We start from the raw sequence: 19,134 nt of genomic DNA on the forward strand, positions 1-19,134 counted from the left end.
AAGCTGCAAAAAGACGGGACTCTGCCAGAGACGGCCAAGCAAAAGTTGCGTGATTATGTAAAAAAATACGGCTCATACCTTCAGTATTATGAAGTAGATAATGAACCTGGTTTGTTTAACCGTTCCAAGGCAGTAGATCTGGCTGTGGCTAAGTGGTTGAATACGGAAGGCAAACAATTGGCACCGCATCTCAAAACCGTAGCGCCGGGTTGGGCCTACTGGCCGACATACTCTACCAAGGCGTGTAAAAATCAAACCGGAGGGACACAAAAATGTGGTGATCCGGATGGATGGGAACGGGACCCTGCGCAGCGTAAACAGCTGGAAGAAGTCACCGACCTGACCAACGGACACGCCTATGGTGAATCGTATAATGAAGAGGGCGGGGGCAGCTTCGTTCAAAATTTGAAAACCTTTGGTGGCTCAAGCGACGGACTAGCGAAGAAAATGCTAAATACGGAGTTCGGCACTAACGATACGCATCGAGATAACCCTGATTACGGGGCCAGTCAGCCACAAGCAGCCGCATTTGATCGGATTATGCGCTCGCAAATCGGGTTTGCTGATATGTTCATCCAGCATGCAGCTTTTTATAAGGATTACACGCTGTTTAAAACAGGCTTTGATCTGCAAAGCCACAATCCGGCTAACACGGAAATCTATCCGTTTGGGCAAGGGCAGGACACCCGCGTTAAGATCATGAGACGCTTAAGTCTAGCTTATGCCACGCATGGCAAACCGCTGACTTATACCATACTGAATCCAGAGGAAACCAAGGATAAGATGGTTTATGTTCGCGCGGTCGATACATCCAAGCTTAAACCGCTGGCAGGCAGCGGCGCTACCTCGAACAAATTGCTGGTGAATCTAGTCAATTTCGAATCCACCACGCAGACCGTACGTGCACGGGTGACGATGCCAAAAGCCGGCTTGTACACGGGGGAACGTTTTGGAGCGGGTTCTACCTACAGTCAGGCGCAGCGTTCCATATCAGGGCTCAAGGCATCACCTGCCCTTGATTTTGAAGAAAAGCTGGGGCCTGGCGAATCGGTACAATATATTTTGGAATTAAAAAGCACAGATCAGGCCGCAGCCTCTGCTCCAACAGAGGTCAAAGCCGCCTCTATTCAAGATGGAGCGGTGAAGATTAATTGGCTTCAAGCAGAAGGCGTAACTTCCTATGATGTGCTGCGTGCCGACCAGACAGACGGTGCCTACCAGGTAATTGCATCGCAAGTAGCAGGAAGCACGTATACGGACCGCACAGTAAAAGACGGTAGTCATTACTTCTACAAAGTCCGAGCGACCGGGGGGACTCAGGTTTCTCAGGCAGCCGAGGTTGCTTAATCACACCAGAATGCATATAGGACCTTACCTAATGAATACCTGACATCAATTCAATAGAAAGCAAAAAAGAACCTATCAGGAGAAAATAGGACCTGGCAGGTTCTTTTTATTTGCAAATCGTTCTGAATTGCCAATACTTTACGTATAATGGAGAAAAAAATAAGAAAATCCTTTTATATTCTCGTCATAAGACGACAACATTGCAGCTATGTATTCATATATAATAGTTTTGTTCATCACTATACATACATGGTTTGTAAGGAATTCTTTCCGGTGACCAAGAATAATAAAGTGAGGTTAATGCTGAATGAATAAGGAAACAGAATTAGGGGAGAATAGCCCTCTTATTCGAAACAACGCACGGAAAGCAGGCAAAGCGGCTATCCACTTGGACATCCGGAACATTTTGCTCCAATGTGGGATCACGACACCGGAATGGCTGAATGACGATGTAGATGACATCAAGTGCCGGAAGGACAAGCGCATGTAAATTTCAGTTGCTGGTCCTACTTGATCCAAACATCGAGCAGCAGCGCTTTCATTTTTCCATCATTCGTTCCATTCGAACAAACGCGATAAAGCGCTTGGCTTCTTCCTCAGTCAAGGTGCGTCCGTCAATCGTCAGGTTAAAACGTTGCAGGATATCCTCGTCGGACAGTTCAAGCTGATCCACAAATTCCCTCACATCTGAATCTAATATGGCTGTCGGCTGGCTCGTACGTCCCACCAAATAATCGATGGTTACCCCGAAAATATCAGCGAGCTTGGTCAGGGTCTCAAAGTCTGGTTTGCGTCTATTTTTTTCATAGTGAGAAAGAGCCGCCCGCGTAATTCCGAGGGATTGCGCTAATTCCTCTTGTTTTAATCCCTTATGTTCTCGTAATTCAGCGATGCGGGTTCCATAATTCATCTATTTTTCCTCCTGAAGGCAAGGTTAAGAAAGGTAAAAAGAGCAATTTTACGCTTGACAAGATACAATTTGTATCATAAATTGATTATGTACGTTACATAATGTATCTTTATCTCATAGTTTTCACTTATATCTTCATTTATATACCCTAAGAGGCCACCGATGATTGAGCATTTCGTGCGTATTCGCTGGCTAGACCTTCTATGCGCTATTATACAACATTTTACTATAGATTAGAGGGTCATGCATCGTTCTTTTCCCGTCATGCAGAGGATCAGTACAAGCGTTATTCCATCGAAAACAAGTCAAGCAGGGAGGACTGGTCTTGTGCAGTTGAAAGAGTACATCCGTTTGATCCGCAAAAGAATGTGGTTGATTGGCAGTATTGTACTGCTGGTGTGTACTGTAGTAGGCATGAAAAATGTATATTTTACCCCGCAGGTTTATGAAGCTACTGCAAAGCTCATTATTAACCAGACGCCACGGCCGGATCGTGCAGGTGTTGTCGATTACAGTGTAGTGCAAACCAACATAGCCTTAACGAACTCCTATAAGCAAATTATGATCTCCTCGGCGATTATGGATCAGGTGGTCGCCAGCTTCCCCGATCTTAAGGTTACTCCGTCAGCTTTGGCGCAAAAATTGAGAGTGAACACCGCAGGTGATTCACAGGTCATGGATGTTACAGTCCGCGACTTGTCGTATACAAAGGCTGTGAAAACCGTCAATGCGGTAGCCAAAGTATTCAAACGGCAAATCCCCTCTATCATGAAAATGGACAATGTCACCATCCTAAGCGAAGCCAGTTTGAATGATCCAGCAGTTCCTGTGAACAATAATCCCGCCATACAGGTTATTATTGCATTTGCCATTTCTTTATTGCTGGGAATAGGCTTGGCGTTTTTGCTGGAGGTATTGGATGATACATTTAAGAATGAGGAAGATGTTGAAAAAGAGCTCGGCCTGCCTACCTTATCCCTGATTTCAAAAATGAAAAAAGAGGATAGACGCTCTGACAGCTCTACTACAACTCCTAAACAGGTGGGTGAGGGACAATATGCCGCGATTAATCAATAATCAGCTCGTTACATCCTTACATGCTCAGTCTTCCGTTTCGGAGGAGTACCGCATGCTTCGCACTAACATCCAGTTTTCTTCTGTAGACGAGCCAATTGAAGTGATGATGGTGGCTTCTGCTCAGGCGGGTGAAGGCAGAACAGTCACGATTAGCAATTTGGCTGTAACCTATGCGCAAGAGGGGAAAAAAGTGCTGGTTATGGATATGGATCTGCGTCGATCCTCTTTGCATCATATGTTTGGTTTGCGCAATCATACGGGACTGACACGGGTACTTGCCAATCAACAGACATGGCAGGAGGTGGTTCAGGAAACCGGGATTGATCATCTGCATGCAATCACAGCTGGGCCGAATCCACCCAACCCGTCCGAGATGCTTAGTTCCCGTAGAATGAAGGCTCTACTAGCTGACCTAAAAGAACATTATGACGTGATTTTGATGGATACGCCCCCACTGCTGTCTTTTCCGGATGGTCTCATTGTAAGCGCCATGTGTGATGGTGTCATTTTGGTAGTGCAGGCAGGGAAGGTCAAAAAGGATGTTGTTAAGAAAGCGAAGGCAAATTTGGAAAGAGTAAAGGCGCGCATTTTGGGTGTAGTGCTCAATAACGTGAAGCGCCGCACCGATCGTGGTATGGAGGAACGCAATCTGACATGAATAAATCGAAGGAAATAAGAATATATAAAATTCTTTTAACAATGTATAAATAATATTTATCAATAAGGAGCGAGGTGATGAGACGTGTCTTCTTCCCGCTCGAACGAGGCCGAAGCGTTGGGCGCGTCAGTGGATGTATATTCGGTCGCTCATGGGCTTGAACGACGACAAGGATGGAGCATATATCCGTTCGTAAAGCGAAGTATGGATATTATATTGTCTTTTATTGGAATTATTGTACTGTGCCCGGTATTTCTGCTCGTCATTTTGTTGATTAAGCTGGAGGACCCCAAGGGGAGTGCATTATTTTATCAAATACGTATTGGCAAACATGAGCGGCCGTTTCGTATGATCAAATTTCGTTCCATGGTGTCTGATGCCGAAGCCAGATTGTCTGCACTGCTGGTGGAAAATGAAATTGAGGGTGCAATGTTCAAAATGCGGGACGATCCCCGCATTACCCGTGTCGGCCGCTTTCTTCGCAGAACGAGTATCGACGAACTACCGCAACTCCTCAATGTACTGCGTGGACATATGAGCCTTGTAGGACCCAGACCCCCTCTGCCAAGAGAAGTCCATGATTACACCATGAGGGATAAGCTACGTCTGACAGTTACACCGGGCTGCACTGGACTATGGCAGATCAGCGGTCGCAATCATCTAAGCTTTGACCAGATGGTTGAACTGGATTTGGAGTACATATCTAGACGCAGTTTCCGCACGGATATGATCATCATGCTGAAAACATTTCGTGTGCTGTTGGGCTCCAAAGATGCATATTAAAGTCAATTTAACAAAGAGGGGTAGGAGAAAAGGATGGAGCTTCATTCCAACATCTATGTGGCAGGGCACAATGGGCTGGTAGGTTCCGCGATTGTCCGCGCGCTTCAGAAGGCGGGATATCGTCATATTATTACTCGCACAAGCCGTGAGCTGGATCTGCGTGATAAAGAGGCCGTAGATCATTTTTTTGAAACAGAGCCCGTGGATTATGTATTTCTAGCAGCGGCCAAGGTGGGCGGAATCTTGGCAAATAACGAATATCCGGCTGATTTTATCCGTGACAATCTGCTTATACAAACCAATGTGATTGACGCGGCATACCGGGCGAATGTAAGCAAGCTGTTATTCCTCGGCTCGACCTGTATTTATCCCAAATTTGCTCCGCAGCCATTGCGCGAGGAATATCTGCTTACGGGTGAGCTAGAGCCTACCAACGAGGCCTATGCGATTGCTAAAATTGCCGGAATTAAAATGTGTCAGTCCTACAACCGTCAGTACGGAACCCGTTATATTTCCGTGATGCCAACGAATCTATATGGACCGGGCGACAATTTTGATCTTCAAACCTCTCATGTACTGCCTGCGCTGATTCGCAAGTTGCATGAGGCTAAGCTGAATCACTCTCCGACGGTAGAAGTATGGGGCTCCGGTACGCCTCGCCGGGAATTTCTTCATTCAGATGATTTGGCTGATGCCTGTCTTTTCCTGATGAATAGCTATGAGGGAAATGAGATTGTCAATATTGGTGTGGGTGAGGATATTTCGATTCGTGAGCTGGCTGAACGAGTCAAGAATGTAGTTGGCTATGAGGGCGAAATTACCTTTAATACATCCGTTCCTGACGGAACGCCGCGCAAGTTGGTGGATGTATCCCGGCTTTCCGGGCTGGGCTGGTCGGCGCGTATTTCACTAGAAGAAGGATTAAGGTCCGTGTACCAGACGTTTCAAGGTCTGGATCTGGTTGAACAATAATTAACGGTGGGGGAATTGGGATGAAAAAAGCGCTGATCACAGGGATTACCGGGCAAGACGGGTCTTATCTGGCTGAGTTTCTGCTGTCCAAGGATTATGAGGTGTATGGGATGCGCAGACGAACCAGCACACCGAACTTTGAAAATGTATCGCATATTCAAAATGAAATTCACTGGCTTTCCGGTGATATGACTGATCTGGCTTCGCTGATCGAAGCCGTCCGTCAGTCCGACCCAGATGAGGTCTACAACTTGGCCGCTCAATCCTTTGTAGCGGCTTCATGGCCGCAGCCCTTGGCTACAGGGCAAATTACAGCGTTATCTGTCACCAATATGCTGGAGGCGGTTCGGATTGCCAAACCGGAAGCACGATTTTATCAGGCGTCAAGCAGCGAGATGTTCGGTAAAGTACTGGAGACACCGCAGACAGAAACAACCCCGTTTTACCCACGCAGTCCTTATGGTGTCGCCAAAGTGTACGGCCATTGGATTACAGTCAATTACCGCGAAAGCTTTGATATGTTTGCTTGCTCCGGTATTTTGTTCAACCACGAATCGCCCCGCCGAGGGCTGGAGTTTGTAACACGCAAAGTGTCAGATGCAGTAGCTCGTATCAAGCTGGGATTGCAGCAGGAGCTGCGTATGGGCAATTTGGATTCACTGCGAGACTGGGGATTTGCAGGGGATTATGTCAAGGCGATGTGGCTGATGCTTCAGCAGGACCGACCAGATGATTATGTCATTTCAACGGGAGAAATGCATTCTGTGCGGGAACTGCTGCAAATTGCTTTTTCCCATGTAGGTTTAAATTATGAGGATTACGTTGTTATTGACCCGCAATTTGTTCGACCGGCAGAGGTAGATCTATTGCTTGGCGATTGTGCCAAGGCGAAAGAAAAGCTAGGCTGGCGATTGGAAGTCGGCTTCGAGCAGCTTGTTCGTATGATGGTGGATGCAGACTTGGAACGTGTAAAAAGGCAGGCTGCAGTCGAAGCTTCCGTCGTCGTGTAAGAGGTGAAAGAGGCCACCCGCTGGCTGGGGGGTCTCTTCGTTGTACACGATTTCAGCTTTATTAACAGATCAACAGGTTATAAAGCTGTGTTTGAGGTCATTTTTCAAGATGGAGTAGAACCTATGACATTAGTCAAGAAACGTGTCAAACCGCGCAGAAGCCTATTGGTGAATACGTCCTGGCTGTTCGGTGACAAAATGATCCGCATGGTGTTCGGGCTGGCAGTCAGCATTATCATGGCGAGGGTGTTGGGACCAGAGGAACTGGGAAAATGGAATTATGCGGAATCCTTTTTCGGAATGTTTCTAATTTTCACGACCCTTGGCTTTGATTCAATATTAGTACGCGATCTTGTCAAAGATCCCAAGGATGAGCACGAGCTATTGGGGACGGCGGTTCTGCTGAAGTTGTTAGGTACTTTGGTAGCCATTGTACTGTCCTATTCCTTTATTTCACTGCTCAGACCGGAAGACAGTTCAGTACGGTTAATCAATCTGATTCTGGCTACAGCCTCGGTATTTCAGTTGTTTGATATTATCGACTACTGGTTCCGTGCGCAGATGTTGTCCAAATATACGGTTGTTGCCAAGAATACCGCCTTTGTCCTCGGTTCCACCGCAAAAATCGTTTTACTGTTGTCCGGTACTCCAATCTGGACAGTGGCGTTGTGTGCTCATGGAGAGTTTCTGCTGGGGAGCTTGCTGCTGCTGTATTTCTTCCATAAGGAAGGACGGCGTGTGAACAAGTGGACGTTCCGCTTCACGACTGCTCGACGAATCATGGATCACAGCTGGCCGCTTATTTTGTCCTCCTCCGCTGTGTATGTGCAGGCACGGATCGATCAGGTCATTATCGGTGAAATGTTGGGAAACGAAGCGGTCGGGCAATACTCCGTTGCACTCCGACTCATCGAGGTGCTGGGCTTTATCCCGGTCGTTCTAACAACAGCCTATGCTCCAGTGGTAACGCGTTCCAAGCAAACAGGAAGCGATGAATATAGACGGACGTTGTCTAACGTGTATCGGCTGATGTTTATATGCTTTCTTGTGACTTCAGTTCCCTTATTTTTTCTATCCCAATGGGTAGTAGTTGGGCTGTATGGGAGAGAGTTCACTGAAGCAGGTTCGCTGTTGTCACTGTTTGCGATTCGTCTATTTTTCACCAACTTTAGTGTCGCCAAAAGCTTGTTTATCACCAACGAAAATTTGTTCAAATACACGCTGCTGACCTCGGTAATTGGTGCGGTTACGAATATCGCCTTCAATTACGCGCTGATCCCATGGCTTGGGGTTCGAGGGTCCTTAGTGGCGACGATTTTGTCCTTTACGATATCTGTATTTCTAATGGATTTGTTGTTTAAGGAAGTCAAAGCCAATTTGGGTTGGATGATGAAGTCCATTCTGACCTTCTGGCATGTTCATATTACAGTACCGAAAGTTGGAGAGAACAATCATGATACCGATTAAACCGTTTGTTCGGCATGAGGAACAGTGCCCGCATTGTGGAGGTACGTTACATGGTGGAGAGGTGCTGTGGCAGGGAATCCACGTATGTGTCAGTACTAAATGTGAGGGTTGCGGACGTGAATACCTTGAGGACATGAGGGTGGGTCATGCGACGTATTCACCTTATCGTGTAGAAATGCCTGACTATACCCTGACCGGTGATGCGAAGTCAAGAAAATGGCTCGGAGAGCCTTTGCGGCAATCGTTGATGAATCCTTCCTATGATTTAGCAGTCGGTATGACCGTGCATAAAAAGAAAGCTTCTTCGCGTGTAATCGTTGTCAACACTATAGATTATTTGTATGGCCATGCATTGCTCAAGCTGCTGAATGTTCAGCGCGAATATGAGCAATCGCCGGAATTAGGGATCATCGTTATTGTGCAAAAGTCGCTGGAGTGGATGGTGCCAGCATATGTATCTGAGATTTGGACGGTTGATGTACCGTTCAGCAAGGCACGAAACTTTTATCCTATGCTGCATCATCGGATGATTGAGGAATTGATGCGATTTGAAGAGGTGTACGTCAGTCCGGCATATTCGCATCCCAACCAGTTTGAAATTGAGCAATTTACGGGTGTTGCGCGTTATGACGAGGAACGTGAACCGAATCCACGCATTACCTTTGTATGGAGGGAAGACCGCTTGTGGAGCGGCAGTCATCATATGGCCAGAGCGGTGCAAAAGTTTCCACAGCTCAAACGTGGATTGAAACCACTAATTTATCATCAACGGAGCAAAATCATCAGGCTGTTCCGCAGGCTGAGAGAAAGCTTCCCTGATCATCGTTTTACAGTTGCGGGACTTGGGCGTACAGGGAGCTTCCCGGCATGGATTTCTGACGAGCGTGTATCACGCTTCGACCGTGAAAGTGAGCTGCGGGTATGCGAAATATACGCAGCCAGCCGATTAGTCATCGGCATTCATGGCTCCAATATGCTGCTGCCTTCTGCACATGCAGGTATGACGATTGATTTGATGCCTAAGGACCGATGGGGCAATTATGCCCAGGACATTTTATTTCACGAAACGGATCATCGGCTTACAGCCTACAAATATCGCTTTGTGCCGATGGAATCGAGCGTGACTTTGGTAGCGGGTATGGCAGCCGCTCAGCTTAAAGGGGCAGACCATTTTAATATGCAGATGATGGAGGAAAGACAGCGGCAGGGGGACCATTCAAGTTGGAGGGGAGAGGCCGCTTCGGGCAGGGTTTGATCTTGGAGCGGTTAATGTGGATGGCAGTCCGCTGCGGGACGGGTTTGATCTTCCGATCGCTGTTGACGTGGGATTGTTTGGTTTGAATAAGCCCTATAGAGGGCAGAATCCCACGGCACTTTATGCCCAGCATTCCCTTTTTTAAGATGGGGTGACTTTATGGAAACGGCGATCAGCAGCGGAGCGGTCCATTTATAATCTGAAGAAGCGCTAGCGTCTGCCTTTGCAGTGGGATTGCTACCTCGTAATGTTTTATATACCCTGGAATCCCACTGCAACAGCGATCGGAAGATCAAATGGAGTGCGCAGCGGCCTCTGAACCCTCCGCCTCCCATAATTCACCCAATATGAAATGGCAGGAGTACTGATGATGATTCCAAAAATATTGTATCTTCGCAACTTTGCCAGCAAGGTGAATGGAGCCTCATACAATTTGCAGGAAGTTGGCTTGGGTAAAGCGCTCGTCCGTAAAGGCTTCGATTGCGATATTGTTTACTACAACGATCGTAAGGAGACCCATCTGGAACAGATTTACCAGCACGAAGGATGCACCTTGCGTATTATCTGGCTGCACGGGTTCAAGTTTTTAAGCAACAGCATCTACAGGGATGTTCTCAAAGATTCTTTTCTGAAAGCTTATGACCTGGTCATTACTACAGAATACAACCAGATTATGACCTATCTGCTTTCCCGCAAATGCCCCGACAAGCTGGCGCTATATCACGGACCATACCGGGATAACACGCATGCGCTGATCCGCAAACTGTACGATGTTATGCTGCTGCCTAAAGTGACAAAGTCTCTACGCCGAACCTATGTTAAATCCGATCTGGCCAAGCGCTATCTGGAGAATAAAGGCTTCAACAACGTAATAACGATCGGAGTCGGACTGGATCGCAGCAATGTAGAGAAAGGATTCAACAGTGACGACAACAGTGGAGCGCGCGAGGAAAACCGTGAAGTTGCGAATGAGCTGCGTCGGATCGGAGATCGCCCGGTGCTACTGTATGTCGGTGTACTGGAGGAACGAAGAAATATACGTTTTATGCTGAATACGTTCAAAAGAGTACTCCAAAGGCATCCTGCCTGCCTTTTGTTAATGGTTGGGAATGGACGGAAAGTAGATACGGATCGCTATTGGGCATATGCCCAGCAACTGGGGTTGACGGATAGCATTATACATTTTCCAAGAGTGGAGCAACGTCATCTGTGGCAGATCTACGGAGCGGCAGATGTGATGCTGTTTCCGACGCAATACGATATTTTTGGTATGGTGCTGCTGGAAAGTATGCTGTTCCGCGTTCCGATTATTTCCTCGGTGAACGGTGGCTCGGTTACCTTGATTGAGGATGGGGTAAGCGGAGTGATGCTGAGAAGTTTTTCGGAAGAGGAATGGGCAGGTCGCATAGGCACGCTGCTGGAGAATGCTGAGCTTAGACGAAGCTTGGCCGAACAAGCATTCCTTACGATCGAGCGGATGTCGTGGGATCGGATTGCGGATGATATCGTAAGCCAGCAACGGGCTCAACCTATGAGTTCCAATCACGTTATGCAATCAACACAGGAAAGAGGGGCAGCCACGTGAGTCAACAGGTTAGCAGACGAATGACCCCGCCTGTAAGCAAAGTACTGGTCATCCATAACTTTTATCAGCAAAGTGGGGGAGAAGACAAGGTTGTCGAGCAGGAATCGGCTATGCTGCGTTCCAGAGGAATAGAGACGGAGCATTATTATGTGCATAACGACAGCATTAAAAGCAAAGGGTTGGCCAACATGGCCAAGCTGGCGGTGGAGGCGACATGGTCCTTCCCGGAATTTAGAAGGATCAAAGAGCTGCTTTTGCGGGTGAAACCGGATGTGGTACATGTGCACAATTTTTTCCCAGTTATATCCCCTTCGGTCTATCATGCCTGTGAACGGCTGGGAATTCCGGTGGTCCAGACCCTGCATAATTACAGGCTGATTTGTCCGGCGGCAACCTTTATGCGAGGGAATGAGGTTTGTGAAAAATGCTTGCACGGCTCGCTGCTGCATTCCATCCGTCATGGATGTTACCGAGGCTCGCAGTTGCAGACGATTCCGGTGGCGGCGATGATTAAGTTCAACGAGCTGATCGGCACATGGCAGCACAAGGTAAGCCGCTATATTGCGCTGACGCAGTTTGCACGGGACAAATTTGCCGAAAGCGGCCTTCCGCTGGACCGCATCGCAGTGAAACCGAATTTTATCCATCATCATTCGGTGAAAGCCAAGTATGATCCCAAAGATCGTTATTTGTTGTTCGTGGGGCGAATTTCAGTTGAAAAGGGGGTTCGCAAACTGCTGCAAGCCTGGTCACAGCTGGAAAATCAGGACGGATTGAGACTGGTCATCATTGGAGATGGTCCAGAAAAGGCTGAACTGGCTGCTGCTTATCCGCAGGAAGATATTCGGTTTCTCGGCCAGCAGGATGGAGACACGGTGTTGAATTTTATGAGCCGGGCCATGTATGTCATGGTGCCTTCCATTTGGTATGAAGGTTTTCCGATGACGATTGTAGAGTCCTATTCCGTAGGAACGCCAGTATTGTGCAGCCGAATCGGCGCACTGGAGGAAGTCGTGAAGGACGGGGTGACGGGTTTCCATTTTCAACATGACGATCTGGAAAATATAAAGACCGTGATTCGCCATGCAGTTGCCTATGAGAACTATACAGCTATGCGGCAGAGGGTGGCGGAAAACTATGCCGCACATTACACGGAAGAAGTGAATGTGAAGCAACTGTTGGCGATATATAGCGAGGTCATGGAGGAATGTGACAATGAAGCAGCCGCCCCAGTATAGAGTCGGAAGGATTGCGAGCACAGATGTTGCAGCACTGACATTTCAGGAGACGGTACATACGCTGGAACAATGGGCAGTCGGACGAAAGGACAGCTATGTATGTATTTGCAACACCCATTCCATTGTCACGGCTGGGAATCAGCCCGAGTTCCACGAAGCGCTCACTCAGGCTGATTTGTGTACTCCAGACGGTATGCCACTAGTATGGGCGCTCAAGCTGTACGGGTTTGAGCGTCAGGATCGGGTGGATGGTCCCAGTTTGATGCTGAAGTTGTGCGAACGTGCGCCACAAACGGGGGTGAGTGTATACTTTTACGGCAGTACGCGGGATACACTGGATAGCTTAAGAGACAGGATAGGGCAGGATTATCCTGGAATTCGTATCGCGGGCAGCTTTTCACCGCCATTTCGTGAACTTCAGCCAGTTGAGGAGAAGCGGATCGTTGAGGAAATCAATGCCTCAGGTGCGCATATCATATTCGTTAGTCTGGGCTGCCCAAAGCAGGAAATCTGGATGCATCGCAACAAAGATCGTATCCGAGGCGTGATGATCGGAGTAGGGGCAGCCTTTGACTATATTACAGGCAAGGTTCGCAGACCGCCGCTAACGGTACAAAGGCTGGGACTGGAATGGCTTTACCGTCTGCTCTGTGAGCCAAAACGTTTGTGGAAGAGATATGCGTATAACAATCCAATGTATATCTATCGTTTTCTCAAATCCTATCGGCATAATAAAAGGCTCACGCTCTATCATAATCGGCATACAGGGAGAGGCATAGAGAAGTAAAGCGGAGCAAAAGTACGATGCAATGAGACAGCATGTAAAAGGGGGAATTGTTTTTGAAGCTATGTGTGGTAGGTGCCGGATATGTTGGACTGGTGTCAGGGGTCTGTTTTGCCGCGCTTGGAAATACCGTCGTCTGTATCGACCAGAATGAAGATAAAATTCGGCAGTTACGTGCAGGCGGGGTACCGATTTATGAACCAGGCTTAAAGGCTCTAATTAAAGATAATGTGGAGCAGGGGCGGCTGAGCTTTACAACAGATATCGCGGCCTCGGTGCAAGCAGCTGATATTGTTATTTTGGCGGTAGGCACGCCTTCATTGCCGAGTGGAGAAGCCAACCTGTCCTATATTGAAGAAGCAGCGTGCGAGGTAGCAGATGCCATGAATGGCTACAAGATCATTGTCACCAAAAGCACGGTGCCTGTCGGAACGAACGAGCGTATTCAAAACTGGATGGCGAGTCGCACGAACTATCCTTTTGGCATCGCTTCGGTTCCTGAATTTTTACGAGAAGGCTCGGCAGTGATAGACACTCTACAGCCAGATCGGATCGTCATTGGAGCTTCTGATCCGCATGTGGCGGCGGTGCTAACTACTCTGCATGAGCCGCTGACAACGAATATCTTAACCACGGATATCCGTTCGGCCGAGATGATCAAGTATGCGTCGAACGCTTTTTTGGCGACCAAAATTTCGTTTATCAATGAGATTGCGAATATTTGTGAAAAGGTAGGGGCAGACGTTACACGCGTGGCCCACGGTATGGGGCTGGACCAACGGATCGGTTCCTCCTTTTTGTCCGCTGGTATTGGCTATGGGGGTTCGTGTTTTCCCAAGGATACACAGGCTTTAATTCAAATTGCAGGCAACGTAGATTATGAATTTAAGCTGCTGAAATCCGTAGTAGAGGTGAATCAGGGACAACGTTTTAACGTGATCCGCAAGCTGAAAGAGGCACTGGGTGAGCTGGAAGGAGCTACGATTGGCATATGGGGGCTGGCCTTTAAACCAAATACAGATGACGTAAGAGACGCTCCGGCGATGGATATCATACAGTCGCTGCTGGAGGCAGGGGCGCACATTCGTGCATATGACCCGATCGCTACCGCTAACTTCCGGCGATTGCTGGACAGCCCGGAAATACAGTGGACCGATAGTGCGCGAGAAGCAGCGGTAGGGTGCGATGCATTGTGTCTTCTGACAGAATGGGAGGAGTTTGGTGAGGTCGGATTGGGTGAACTGAACGAGCTGATGAAGTATCCCATTATGATTGACGGGCGCAATGTGTATAGGGAAGAACAAATCAGACAATCTTCCTTTGCATACTATTCTGTTGGTAGACCACAGATGAACAATCTGGATATAGATCGTCATCAGTCTGTAGTGAATCCGTAAAGGGAGGCTGCGTATGAAACGATGGCTGAAGGTGACGTTGGGCGCCGTGGCGTTATTGGTGGTAGGAGGGGCCGCCTATACCACCTATGTGTATCATTCCTTTAAAACAGCGGCGAATGCGATGTATCATCCGCGCAGCATCGTGCAGCCCGGAGCCGTCTCTAGCCTTGCAACGGGCGGAGTGGGGCGCTCCGTGGGTACAGACACTGGAGCGAGTACACCCAATCCGGCAGCCATCTCCCAGTTCAAGCCGTTCACCGTGCTGGTGCTGGGTGTAGATCGGCGGCCGCACGATCCAGGTCGATCCGATACGATGATCGTTCTGTCTGTGAATCCCGCCAAGGGTTCGATGTTGATGTTCAACATTCCACGCGATACGCGAACAGAGTTGATGGGTAGAGGGCGTGATGACAAAATCAATCACGCGTTTGCTTTTGGAGGCGTGGATATGTCGATCCGTACGGTAGAGCATTTTTTGAACCATTCGATAGATTACTATGTACAAATGAATATGGAAGGGTTTGCGAAAATGGTGGACCTTGTGGGGGGAGTCGAGGTTTACAATCCGCTTGATTTTCAGTATGAGGGGCATCATTTTGCGCAGGGGAATTTGAACTTGAACGGAACTGAAGCATTGGCCTATGCCCGTATGCGATTTGATGATCCGCGTGGGGATCTCGGAAGGAACGCCCGCCAGCGAGAGCTGCTCAAGCAAATTCTGGCCCAATCCATCAGCAAAGAAGGGCTGTTGCGAGTAAAACCGATCTTGGAGGCAGCAGGGGAACAGATTCGCACAGACATTAGCTTTGACGATATGAAGACCTTTCTAACCCGGATCGGCCCATCCCTTAAGCAGACGGATACCGTTGAGATCAAGGGACATGGGAGCAAAATCAACGGCGTGTATTATTACATCGTAGATGAGCCGGAACGCCAACGCATCCATGGAATATTGGAGAAGCACTTGCTCACAACTGCCCCATCGCCTTAGGCAGGATCGTAGCAGGCGGGTGTCCCTCAGGGGAGACCCGTTGTTCTCTTCTAAACTCCTCTTGTCCCACATACATCTGTAGAGTATTCGGTACAGTCCGACAGAGGGAGGGGCATGTATGCTGCTTAGAAGGAGAGCAGCTTCGGCGTTCGTCCGTAAGTTGCTGTATTTTGCAAGCATATGTGGGTTGCTATGGCTGCTGTGGATGGGTCTGCGTGGGATGATGTCTACGGGGGAAGGGAATCAAGCCGTAAAAGTGCTGAATGAGTTCTACACGATGGAGCAATCGGGGAATTTTGGCGGCTCATGGGAGCTTTTTCATTCACAAATGAAGAAAAAATTCGAGAAGTCCACGTATGTACAACAGCGTGCGCACGTTTTTATGCAGGATATGGGGACGGATACGTTTACGTTTGAACTGGGGGAACCGCAGGCTGAGTACGATATTCGTACTGATCCGAATGGAGAAGAGCTAGGTAAGGTCTACCGTATTACGGTCACTCAACATTACAAGACTCGCTTCGGCACTTTTGATATTGTGCAGCCTTGTTATGTGACGCAGGAAGATGAGGAGTGGAGGGTGCTTTGGATATACAAGGAAAAGGAACAGCCATAATAAGATGCCCCCGAAGGTGTTTCTGATAGGATAAATATGGTACAATACTTCCAAAACCGGAAATGTACAGTAAAAAGAATAACAGCTTCACTCCGGGTGGAAGGAGTTTCATAGCATGCAGCAAGCGGCAGGACAGGTTCCCGTCATACGTATGGAGGGTGTGAGTAAAATCATTTCCTCAAAAGCGATCGTGGACAATCTGACACTGGAGGTTCCGGCCGGACAGGTATTTGGTTTCCTCGGACCCAACGGTGCGGGAAAAACGACCACTATTCGTATGATGGTTGGCCTGATTTCGATCAGCAAGGGTGATATTCATATTTGTGGAGACAGCATCATTACCGATTTTGAAAAGGCTGTTTCCCATGTTGGTGCGATTGTTGAGAACCCGGAAATGTACAAGTTTCTGACAGGCTATCAAAATTTGCAGCATTTTGCACGTATGTCTCCCGGGGTGACCCAAGAGCGTATAGATGAAGCGATTCGTCTGGTAGGACTCGGAAACCGAATTCATGATAAAGTCAAAACCTATTCGCTCGGAATGCGGCAGCGACTTGGGGTAGCTCAGGCAATTTTGCATCGACCGAAGCTGCTTGTGCTGGATGAGCCGACCAATGGCTTGGACCCGCAGGGTATTCGTGAACTGCGGGATTATTTGCGTCAATTGACCCGTACGGAAGGAATTACCGTATTTGTATCAAGTCATTTGTTGTCCGAAATGGAGCTGATGTGCGACCGTGTGGCTATTATTCAGAGCGGGCGGTTGGTCGATATCAAGCAGTTGAAGAATTCAGAGGGAGAACTGCAGACGGCAGAAATTGCTTTTGAAGTCAATGATGCCGAGCAAGCTTATACCCTTGCTGGAGCAGGGCGCATCGAAGGCAATCAACTACTGCTGCACCTGGAGCGGGAACAGATTGCAGAGATGAACAGTCTGCTGGCTGCAAATGGAGTCAAGGTGTATGCCATTCACCCGGTTGCCCGTACGTTGGAAGATCAATTTTTGGAAGTGACGGGAGGCGGGTCCATTGGCTGATTTCTTCAAGCTGGTACATAACGAAAATCTTAAAATCTACTTGCGTGTGCGCACGTGGATTATGCTCGGACTGCTGGCGGTCATCACCGCTGTGATTCCAATGCTGATTTCTCTGGTTTCCGATCAGGTCAGTGTGTGGGATGGCATCGCATTGACAACGTTGTTTACATTTTTTCTCAATACGACGTTTACGGTTATTGTAGCTGCCGATTCAGTGGCTGGCGAATTTACATGGGGGACGATTAAGCTGCTGCTCATCCGACCTTGGACTCGCAGCAAAATTTTGTTGTCCAAGTATATATCGGTGATTTTGTTCAGTTTGCTTGGAACGATCGTTTTGGTTTTGATGGTTACGCTATCCTCCTGGCTGATGTTATCGAAGGACACACCAGCAGGCTCTGTTCCGCTGTTCAGTGATCCAATCTCTTACGTAACGCTAAACTTCTTGTATAGCTATATCGCCTTATTCGTAACCATGGCTTTTGCATTTATGTTATCCGCAGTGTTTCGATCCAGCGCCTTGGCGATTGGTTTGTCCTTGTTTATGATGTTCACCAAAACCATTTATAACTCGATTGGCTTGTTCAGCACAGATCGTTTTGAATGGACCAAATACGTACTCTTTACGCATATGGATCTGAAAAAATATCTGGATATGCCGCCGGGTACAGTAAGTTCCGATCTAATCTTTTCGCTCGCCGTGCTGGCCGCTTATTATGTGGTTTTTATCGCAGTTGCCTGGGTGGTTTTCGTAAAACGGGATGTTTCAACCTAGACATGTTTCTCTTAGAATGAGTGATTTAATCATACGAGGATTTTGGCAAAATGCCGAGATCGCAAAAAGGAAGTCCAATGCTTAGGCAGTTGGACTTCCTTTTTTATATGTTAACACTGTTCATGCAGTATTTATGTCATTTTTGCTACATATTCTGCAAGTGTGGGTATATTGTAATCTATTTTCAGCAAGAATCAATCAATAGGGTCGGTTTGCGTTTAAAGAAGTAGAGAGAAACAGAACAGGGGGGCGCATGATATGCTGCAAAATAATCGTTTTTTTCGTCTGACTTCAGGAATCGTCATGCTGTTGCTCATCATTTACTTGGGCACCAAAGTAAGTTTTATATTCAGTCCTCTCGTATCCTTGGTCAGCCTGCTGATTGTACCGCTGATGCTATCTTTTTTCCTCTATTATTTATTGAGACCGATCGTAGATGTTATGGAACGGAGAAAAATCAAACGATCGATTTCCATATTGCTGATTTATTTGGTCATTGGTGTGCTGCTGTTCCTTTTCTCATGGGGAGTGTGGCCTACGCTCCGTGATCAGGTAACCAATTTATTTGAGAATGCGCCGAAGCTCATTAAAAGTCTGGTTGATCAATTGAGCCAGTGGCGGCATAATCAATCCTTGAGACAAGTGCTGCCTCCAGGTGAAGACCCGCTGTCACAACTGTCAGATACTTTGAATGAAGCCTTTTCTGCGCTGTCAGATTATTCGGTAAAGCTGGTATCGTTCGTATCCTACTTTTTTATTGTATTGGCTACCTTCCCGATATTGCTCTACTATATGTTGAAGGAAGGGAGCAAGTTTGGCCCCAAAATGCTAAATTTCTTTCCTAGAAAATATCACAAGGACGCGCTGGAGGTGATGGAGGATATCGATAGTGCGCTTAGCAGCTTTATCGTCAGTCGGGTGCTGATCAATGTCGCACTGGGCTTGATGATGTTCCTTGGATTTTTGATTATTGGTTTGCCTTATGCCTTGCTGCTTGCCGTTATTTCGATTTTCCTTAATTTTATTCCCTATGTGGGGGCAGTAGCTGCTTCTATACCTGTGGTTATCATTGGATTTCTCGAATCGCCTTCGATGGCGCTCTGGTCGCTGGTGGTGGTGATCGTTGCCCAGCAAATTCAGGATAATTGGTTATCGCCGATTGTCTTTGGCAAGCAGTTGGATATTCATCCGTTGACTGTCGTCATTTTATTGCTGGTTGGTGGCGACCTGCTC

At 47.7% G+C, this 19,134-nt stretch carries 19 protein-coding genes and 1 pseudogene; 19 read left to right on the forward strand and 1 reads right to left on the reverse strand.

What is annotated here, in order from left to right; all coding sequences use genetic code 11:
- A pseudogene (locus AC5V8P_RS11520) lies at positions 1–1,347 on the forward strand (hypothetical protein); the annotation flags it as partial.
- A 307-nt stretch (positions 1,348–1,654) separates the two neighbouring features.
- Positions 1,655–1,837, forward strand: coding sequence for a hypothetical protein (locus AC5V8P_RS11525; RefSeq protein WP_064795457.1), 183 nt, complete (start codon positions 1,655–1,657; stop codon positions 1,835–1,837).
- A 48-nt stretch (positions 1,838–1,885) separates the two neighbouring features.
- On the opposite strand, the gene AC5V8P_RS11530 is transcribed toward AC5V8P_RS11525, so the two are convergent.
- Entirely contained in the window at positions 1,886–2,257 is a 372-nt protein-coding gene (locus AC5V8P_RS11530; RefSeq protein ID WP_063207759.1) for a helix-turn-helix domain-containing protein, read from the reverse strand.
- A gap of 327 nt (positions 2,258–2,584) precedes the next feature.
- Between AC5V8P_RS11530 and AC5V8P_RS11535 the strand changes: the two genes are divergently transcribed.
- From AC5V8P_RS11535 to AC5V8P_RS11615, 17 genes are all read left to right on the forward strand, one after another.
- The gene (locus AC5V8P_RS11535) at positions 2,585–3,334 is read left to right on the forward strand and encodes a YveK family protein (RefSeq protein WP_063207762.1); all 750 of its coding nucleotides are present in this window, start codon (positions 2,585–2,587) and stop codon (positions 3,332–3,334) included.
- Entirely contained in the window at positions 3,315–3,992 is a 678-nt protein-coding gene (locus tag AC5V8P_RS11540; RefSeq protein ID WP_063207764.1) for a CpsD/CapB family tyrosine-protein kinase, read from the forward strand. Before AC5V8P_RS11535 ends, AC5V8P_RS11540 begins: the two co-directional genes overlap by 20 nt.
- An 84-nt stretch (positions 3,993–4,076) precedes the next feature.
- Positions 4,077–4,775, forward strand: a complete 699-nt coding sequence (locus AC5V8P_RS11545) for a sugar transferase (RefSeq protein ID WP_064795456.1) — start codon at positions 4,077–4,079, stop codon at positions 4,773–4,775.
- Between the two features lie 33 nt (positions 4,776–4,808).
- The gene (fcl, locus tag AC5V8P_RS11550; protein WP_064795455.1) at positions 4,809–5,747 is read left to right on the forward strand and encodes a GDP-L-fucose synthase; all 939 of its coding nucleotides are present in this window, start codon (positions 4,809–4,811) and stop codon (positions 5,745–5,747) included.
- Between the two features lie 20 nt (positions 5,748–5,767).
- Positions 5,768–6,757: a GDP-mannose 4,6-dehydratase gene (gene gmd, locus AC5V8P_RS11555; protein WP_063207772.1), complete on the forward strand. Its 990-nt coding sequence runs from the start codon at positions 5,768–5,770 to the stop codon at positions 6,755–6,757.
- Positions 6,758–6,880: 123 nt separating this feature from the next.
- Positions 6,881–8,224, forward strand: coding sequence for a flippase (locus tag AC5V8P_RS11560; protein ID WP_063207774.1), 1,344 nt, complete (start codon positions 6,881–6,883; stop codon positions 8,222–8,224).
- Positions 8,211–9,479, forward strand: coding sequence for a hypothetical protein (locus AC5V8P_RS11565; RefSeq protein ID WP_063207776.1), 1,269 nt, complete (start codon positions 8,211–8,213; stop codon positions 9,477–9,479). The genes AC5V8P_RS11560 and AC5V8P_RS11565 overlap by 14 nt, the downstream gene beginning before the upstream one ends.
- Positions 9,480–9,495: 16 nt before the next feature.
- Complete coding sequence (locus AC5V8P_RS11570) at positions 9,496–9,624, forward strand: hypothetical protein (RefSeq protein ID WP_269452418.1); 129 nt, start codon at positions 9,496–9,498, stop codon at positions 9,622–9,624.
- A gap of 225 nt (positions 9,625–9,849) precedes the next feature.
- Positions 9,850–11,064 (forward strand): glycosyltransferase family 4 protein, encoded by a 1,215-nt coding sequence (locus AC5V8P_RS11575; RefSeq protein ID WP_063207778.1) that lies wholly within the window; start codon positions 9,850–9,852, stop codon positions 11,062–11,064.
- Positions 11,061–12,302, forward strand: a complete 1,242-nt coding sequence (locus AC5V8P_RS11580) for a glycosyltransferase family 4 protein (RefSeq protein ID WP_064795454.1) — start codon at positions 11,061–11,063, stop codon at positions 12,300–12,302. The genes AC5V8P_RS11575 and AC5V8P_RS11580 overlap by 4 nt, the downstream gene beginning before the upstream one ends.
- A complete protein-coding gene (locus tag AC5V8P_RS11585) occupies positions 12,280–13,089 on the forward strand; it encodes a WecB/TagA/CpsF family glycosyltransferase (protein WP_064795453.1) in 810 nt (269 codons plus the stop codon). Before AC5V8P_RS11580 ends, AC5V8P_RS11585 begins: the two co-directional genes overlap by 23 nt.
- A 53-nt stretch (positions 13,090–13,142) precedes the next feature.
- The gene (locus tag AC5V8P_RS11590; RefSeq protein WP_063207793.1) at positions 13,143–14,483 is read left to right on the forward strand and encodes a UDP-glucose dehydrogenase family protein; all 1,341 of its coding nucleotides are present in this window, start codon (positions 13,143–13,145) and stop codon (positions 14,481–14,483) included.
- Between the two features lie 13 nt (positions 14,484–14,496).
- Positions 14,497–15,474 (forward strand): LCP family glycopolymer transferase, encoded by a 978-nt coding sequence (locus AC5V8P_RS11595; protein ID WP_064795452.1) that lies wholly within the window; start codon positions 14,497–14,499, stop codon positions 15,472–15,474.
- 118 nt (positions 15,475–15,592) lie between these two features.
- Positions 15,593–16,090 carry a hypothetical protein gene (locus AC5V8P_RS11600; protein ID WP_064795451.1) on the forward strand — a complete coding sequence of 166 codons (498 nt, stop codon included), beginning with the start codon at positions 15,593–15,595 and terminating at the stop codon, positions 16,088–16,090.
- A 115-nt stretch (positions 16,091–16,205) separates the two neighbouring features.
- Positions 16,206–17,126, forward strand: a complete 921-nt coding sequence (locus tag AC5V8P_RS11605) for an ABC transporter ATP-binding protein (protein ID WP_064795450.1) — start codon at positions 16,206–16,208, stop codon at positions 17,124–17,126.
- Positions 17,119–17,901, forward strand: a complete 783-nt coding sequence (locus tag AC5V8P_RS11610; RefSeq protein WP_064795449.1) for an ABC transporter permease — start codon at positions 17,119–17,121, stop codon at positions 17,899–17,901. The genes AC5V8P_RS11605 and AC5V8P_RS11610 overlap by 8 nt, the downstream gene beginning before the upstream one ends.
- Positions 17,902–18,159: 258 nt before the next feature.
- The coding region (locus tag AC5V8P_RS11615; RefSeq protein WP_495473640.1) for an AI-2E family transporter at positions 18,160–19,134 on the forward strand (975 nt) is incomplete at its 3' end.

The organism is Paenibacillus sp. N119s (genome assembly GCF_059447605.1).

Bases quoted from the DNA above. Each gene is read 5' to 3' on its own strand.
- AC5V8P_RS11560 (WP_063207774.1), top strand. From the start codon at position 6,881: ATGACATTAGTCAAGAAACGTGTCAAACCGCGCAGAAGCCTATTGGTG.
- AC5V8P_RS11525 (WP_064795457.1), top strand. From the start codon at position 1,655: ATGAATAAGGAAACAGAATTAGGGGAGAATAGCCCTCTTATTCGAAAC.
- AC5V8P_RS11565 (WP_063207776.1), top strand. From the start codon at position 8,211: ATGATACCGATTAAACCGTTTGTTCGGCATGAGGAACAGTGCCCGCAT.
- AC5V8P_RS11595 (WP_064795452.1), top strand. From the start codon at position 14,497: ATGAAACGATGGCTGAAGGTGACGTTGGGCGCCGTGGCGTTATTGGTG.
- fcl (WP_064795455.1), top strand. From the start codon at position 4,809: ATGGAGCTTCATTCCAACATCTATGTGGCAGGGCACAATGGGCTGGTA.
- AC5V8P_RS11530 (WP_063207759.1), bottom strand. From the start codon at position 2,257: ATGAATTATGGAACCCGCATCGCTGAATTACGAGAACATAAGGGATTA.
- AC5V8P_RS11600 (WP_064795451.1), top strand. From the start codon at position 15,593: ATGCTGCTTAGAAGGAGAGCAGCTTCGGCGTTCGTCCGTAAGTTGCTG.
- AC5V8P_RS11540 (WP_063207764.1), top strand. From the start codon at position 3,315: ATGCCGCGATTAATCAATAATCAGCTCGTTACATCCTTACATGCTCAG.
- AC5V8P_RS11605 (WP_064795450.1), top strand. From the start codon at position 16,206: ATGCAGCAAGCGGCAGGACAGGTTCCCGTCATACGTATGGAGGGTGTG.
- AC5V8P_RS11585 (WP_064795453.1), top strand. From the start codon at position 12,280: ATGAAGCAGCCGCCCCAGTATAGAGTCGGAAGGATTGCGAGCACAGAT.
- gmd (WP_063207772.1), top strand. From the start codon at position 5,768: ATGAAAAAAGCGCTGATCACAGGGATTACCGGGCAAGACGGGTCTTAT.
- AC5V8P_RS11575 (WP_063207778.1), top strand. From the start codon at position 9,850: ATGATTCCAAAAATATTGTATCTTCGCAACTTTGCCAGCAAGGTGAAT.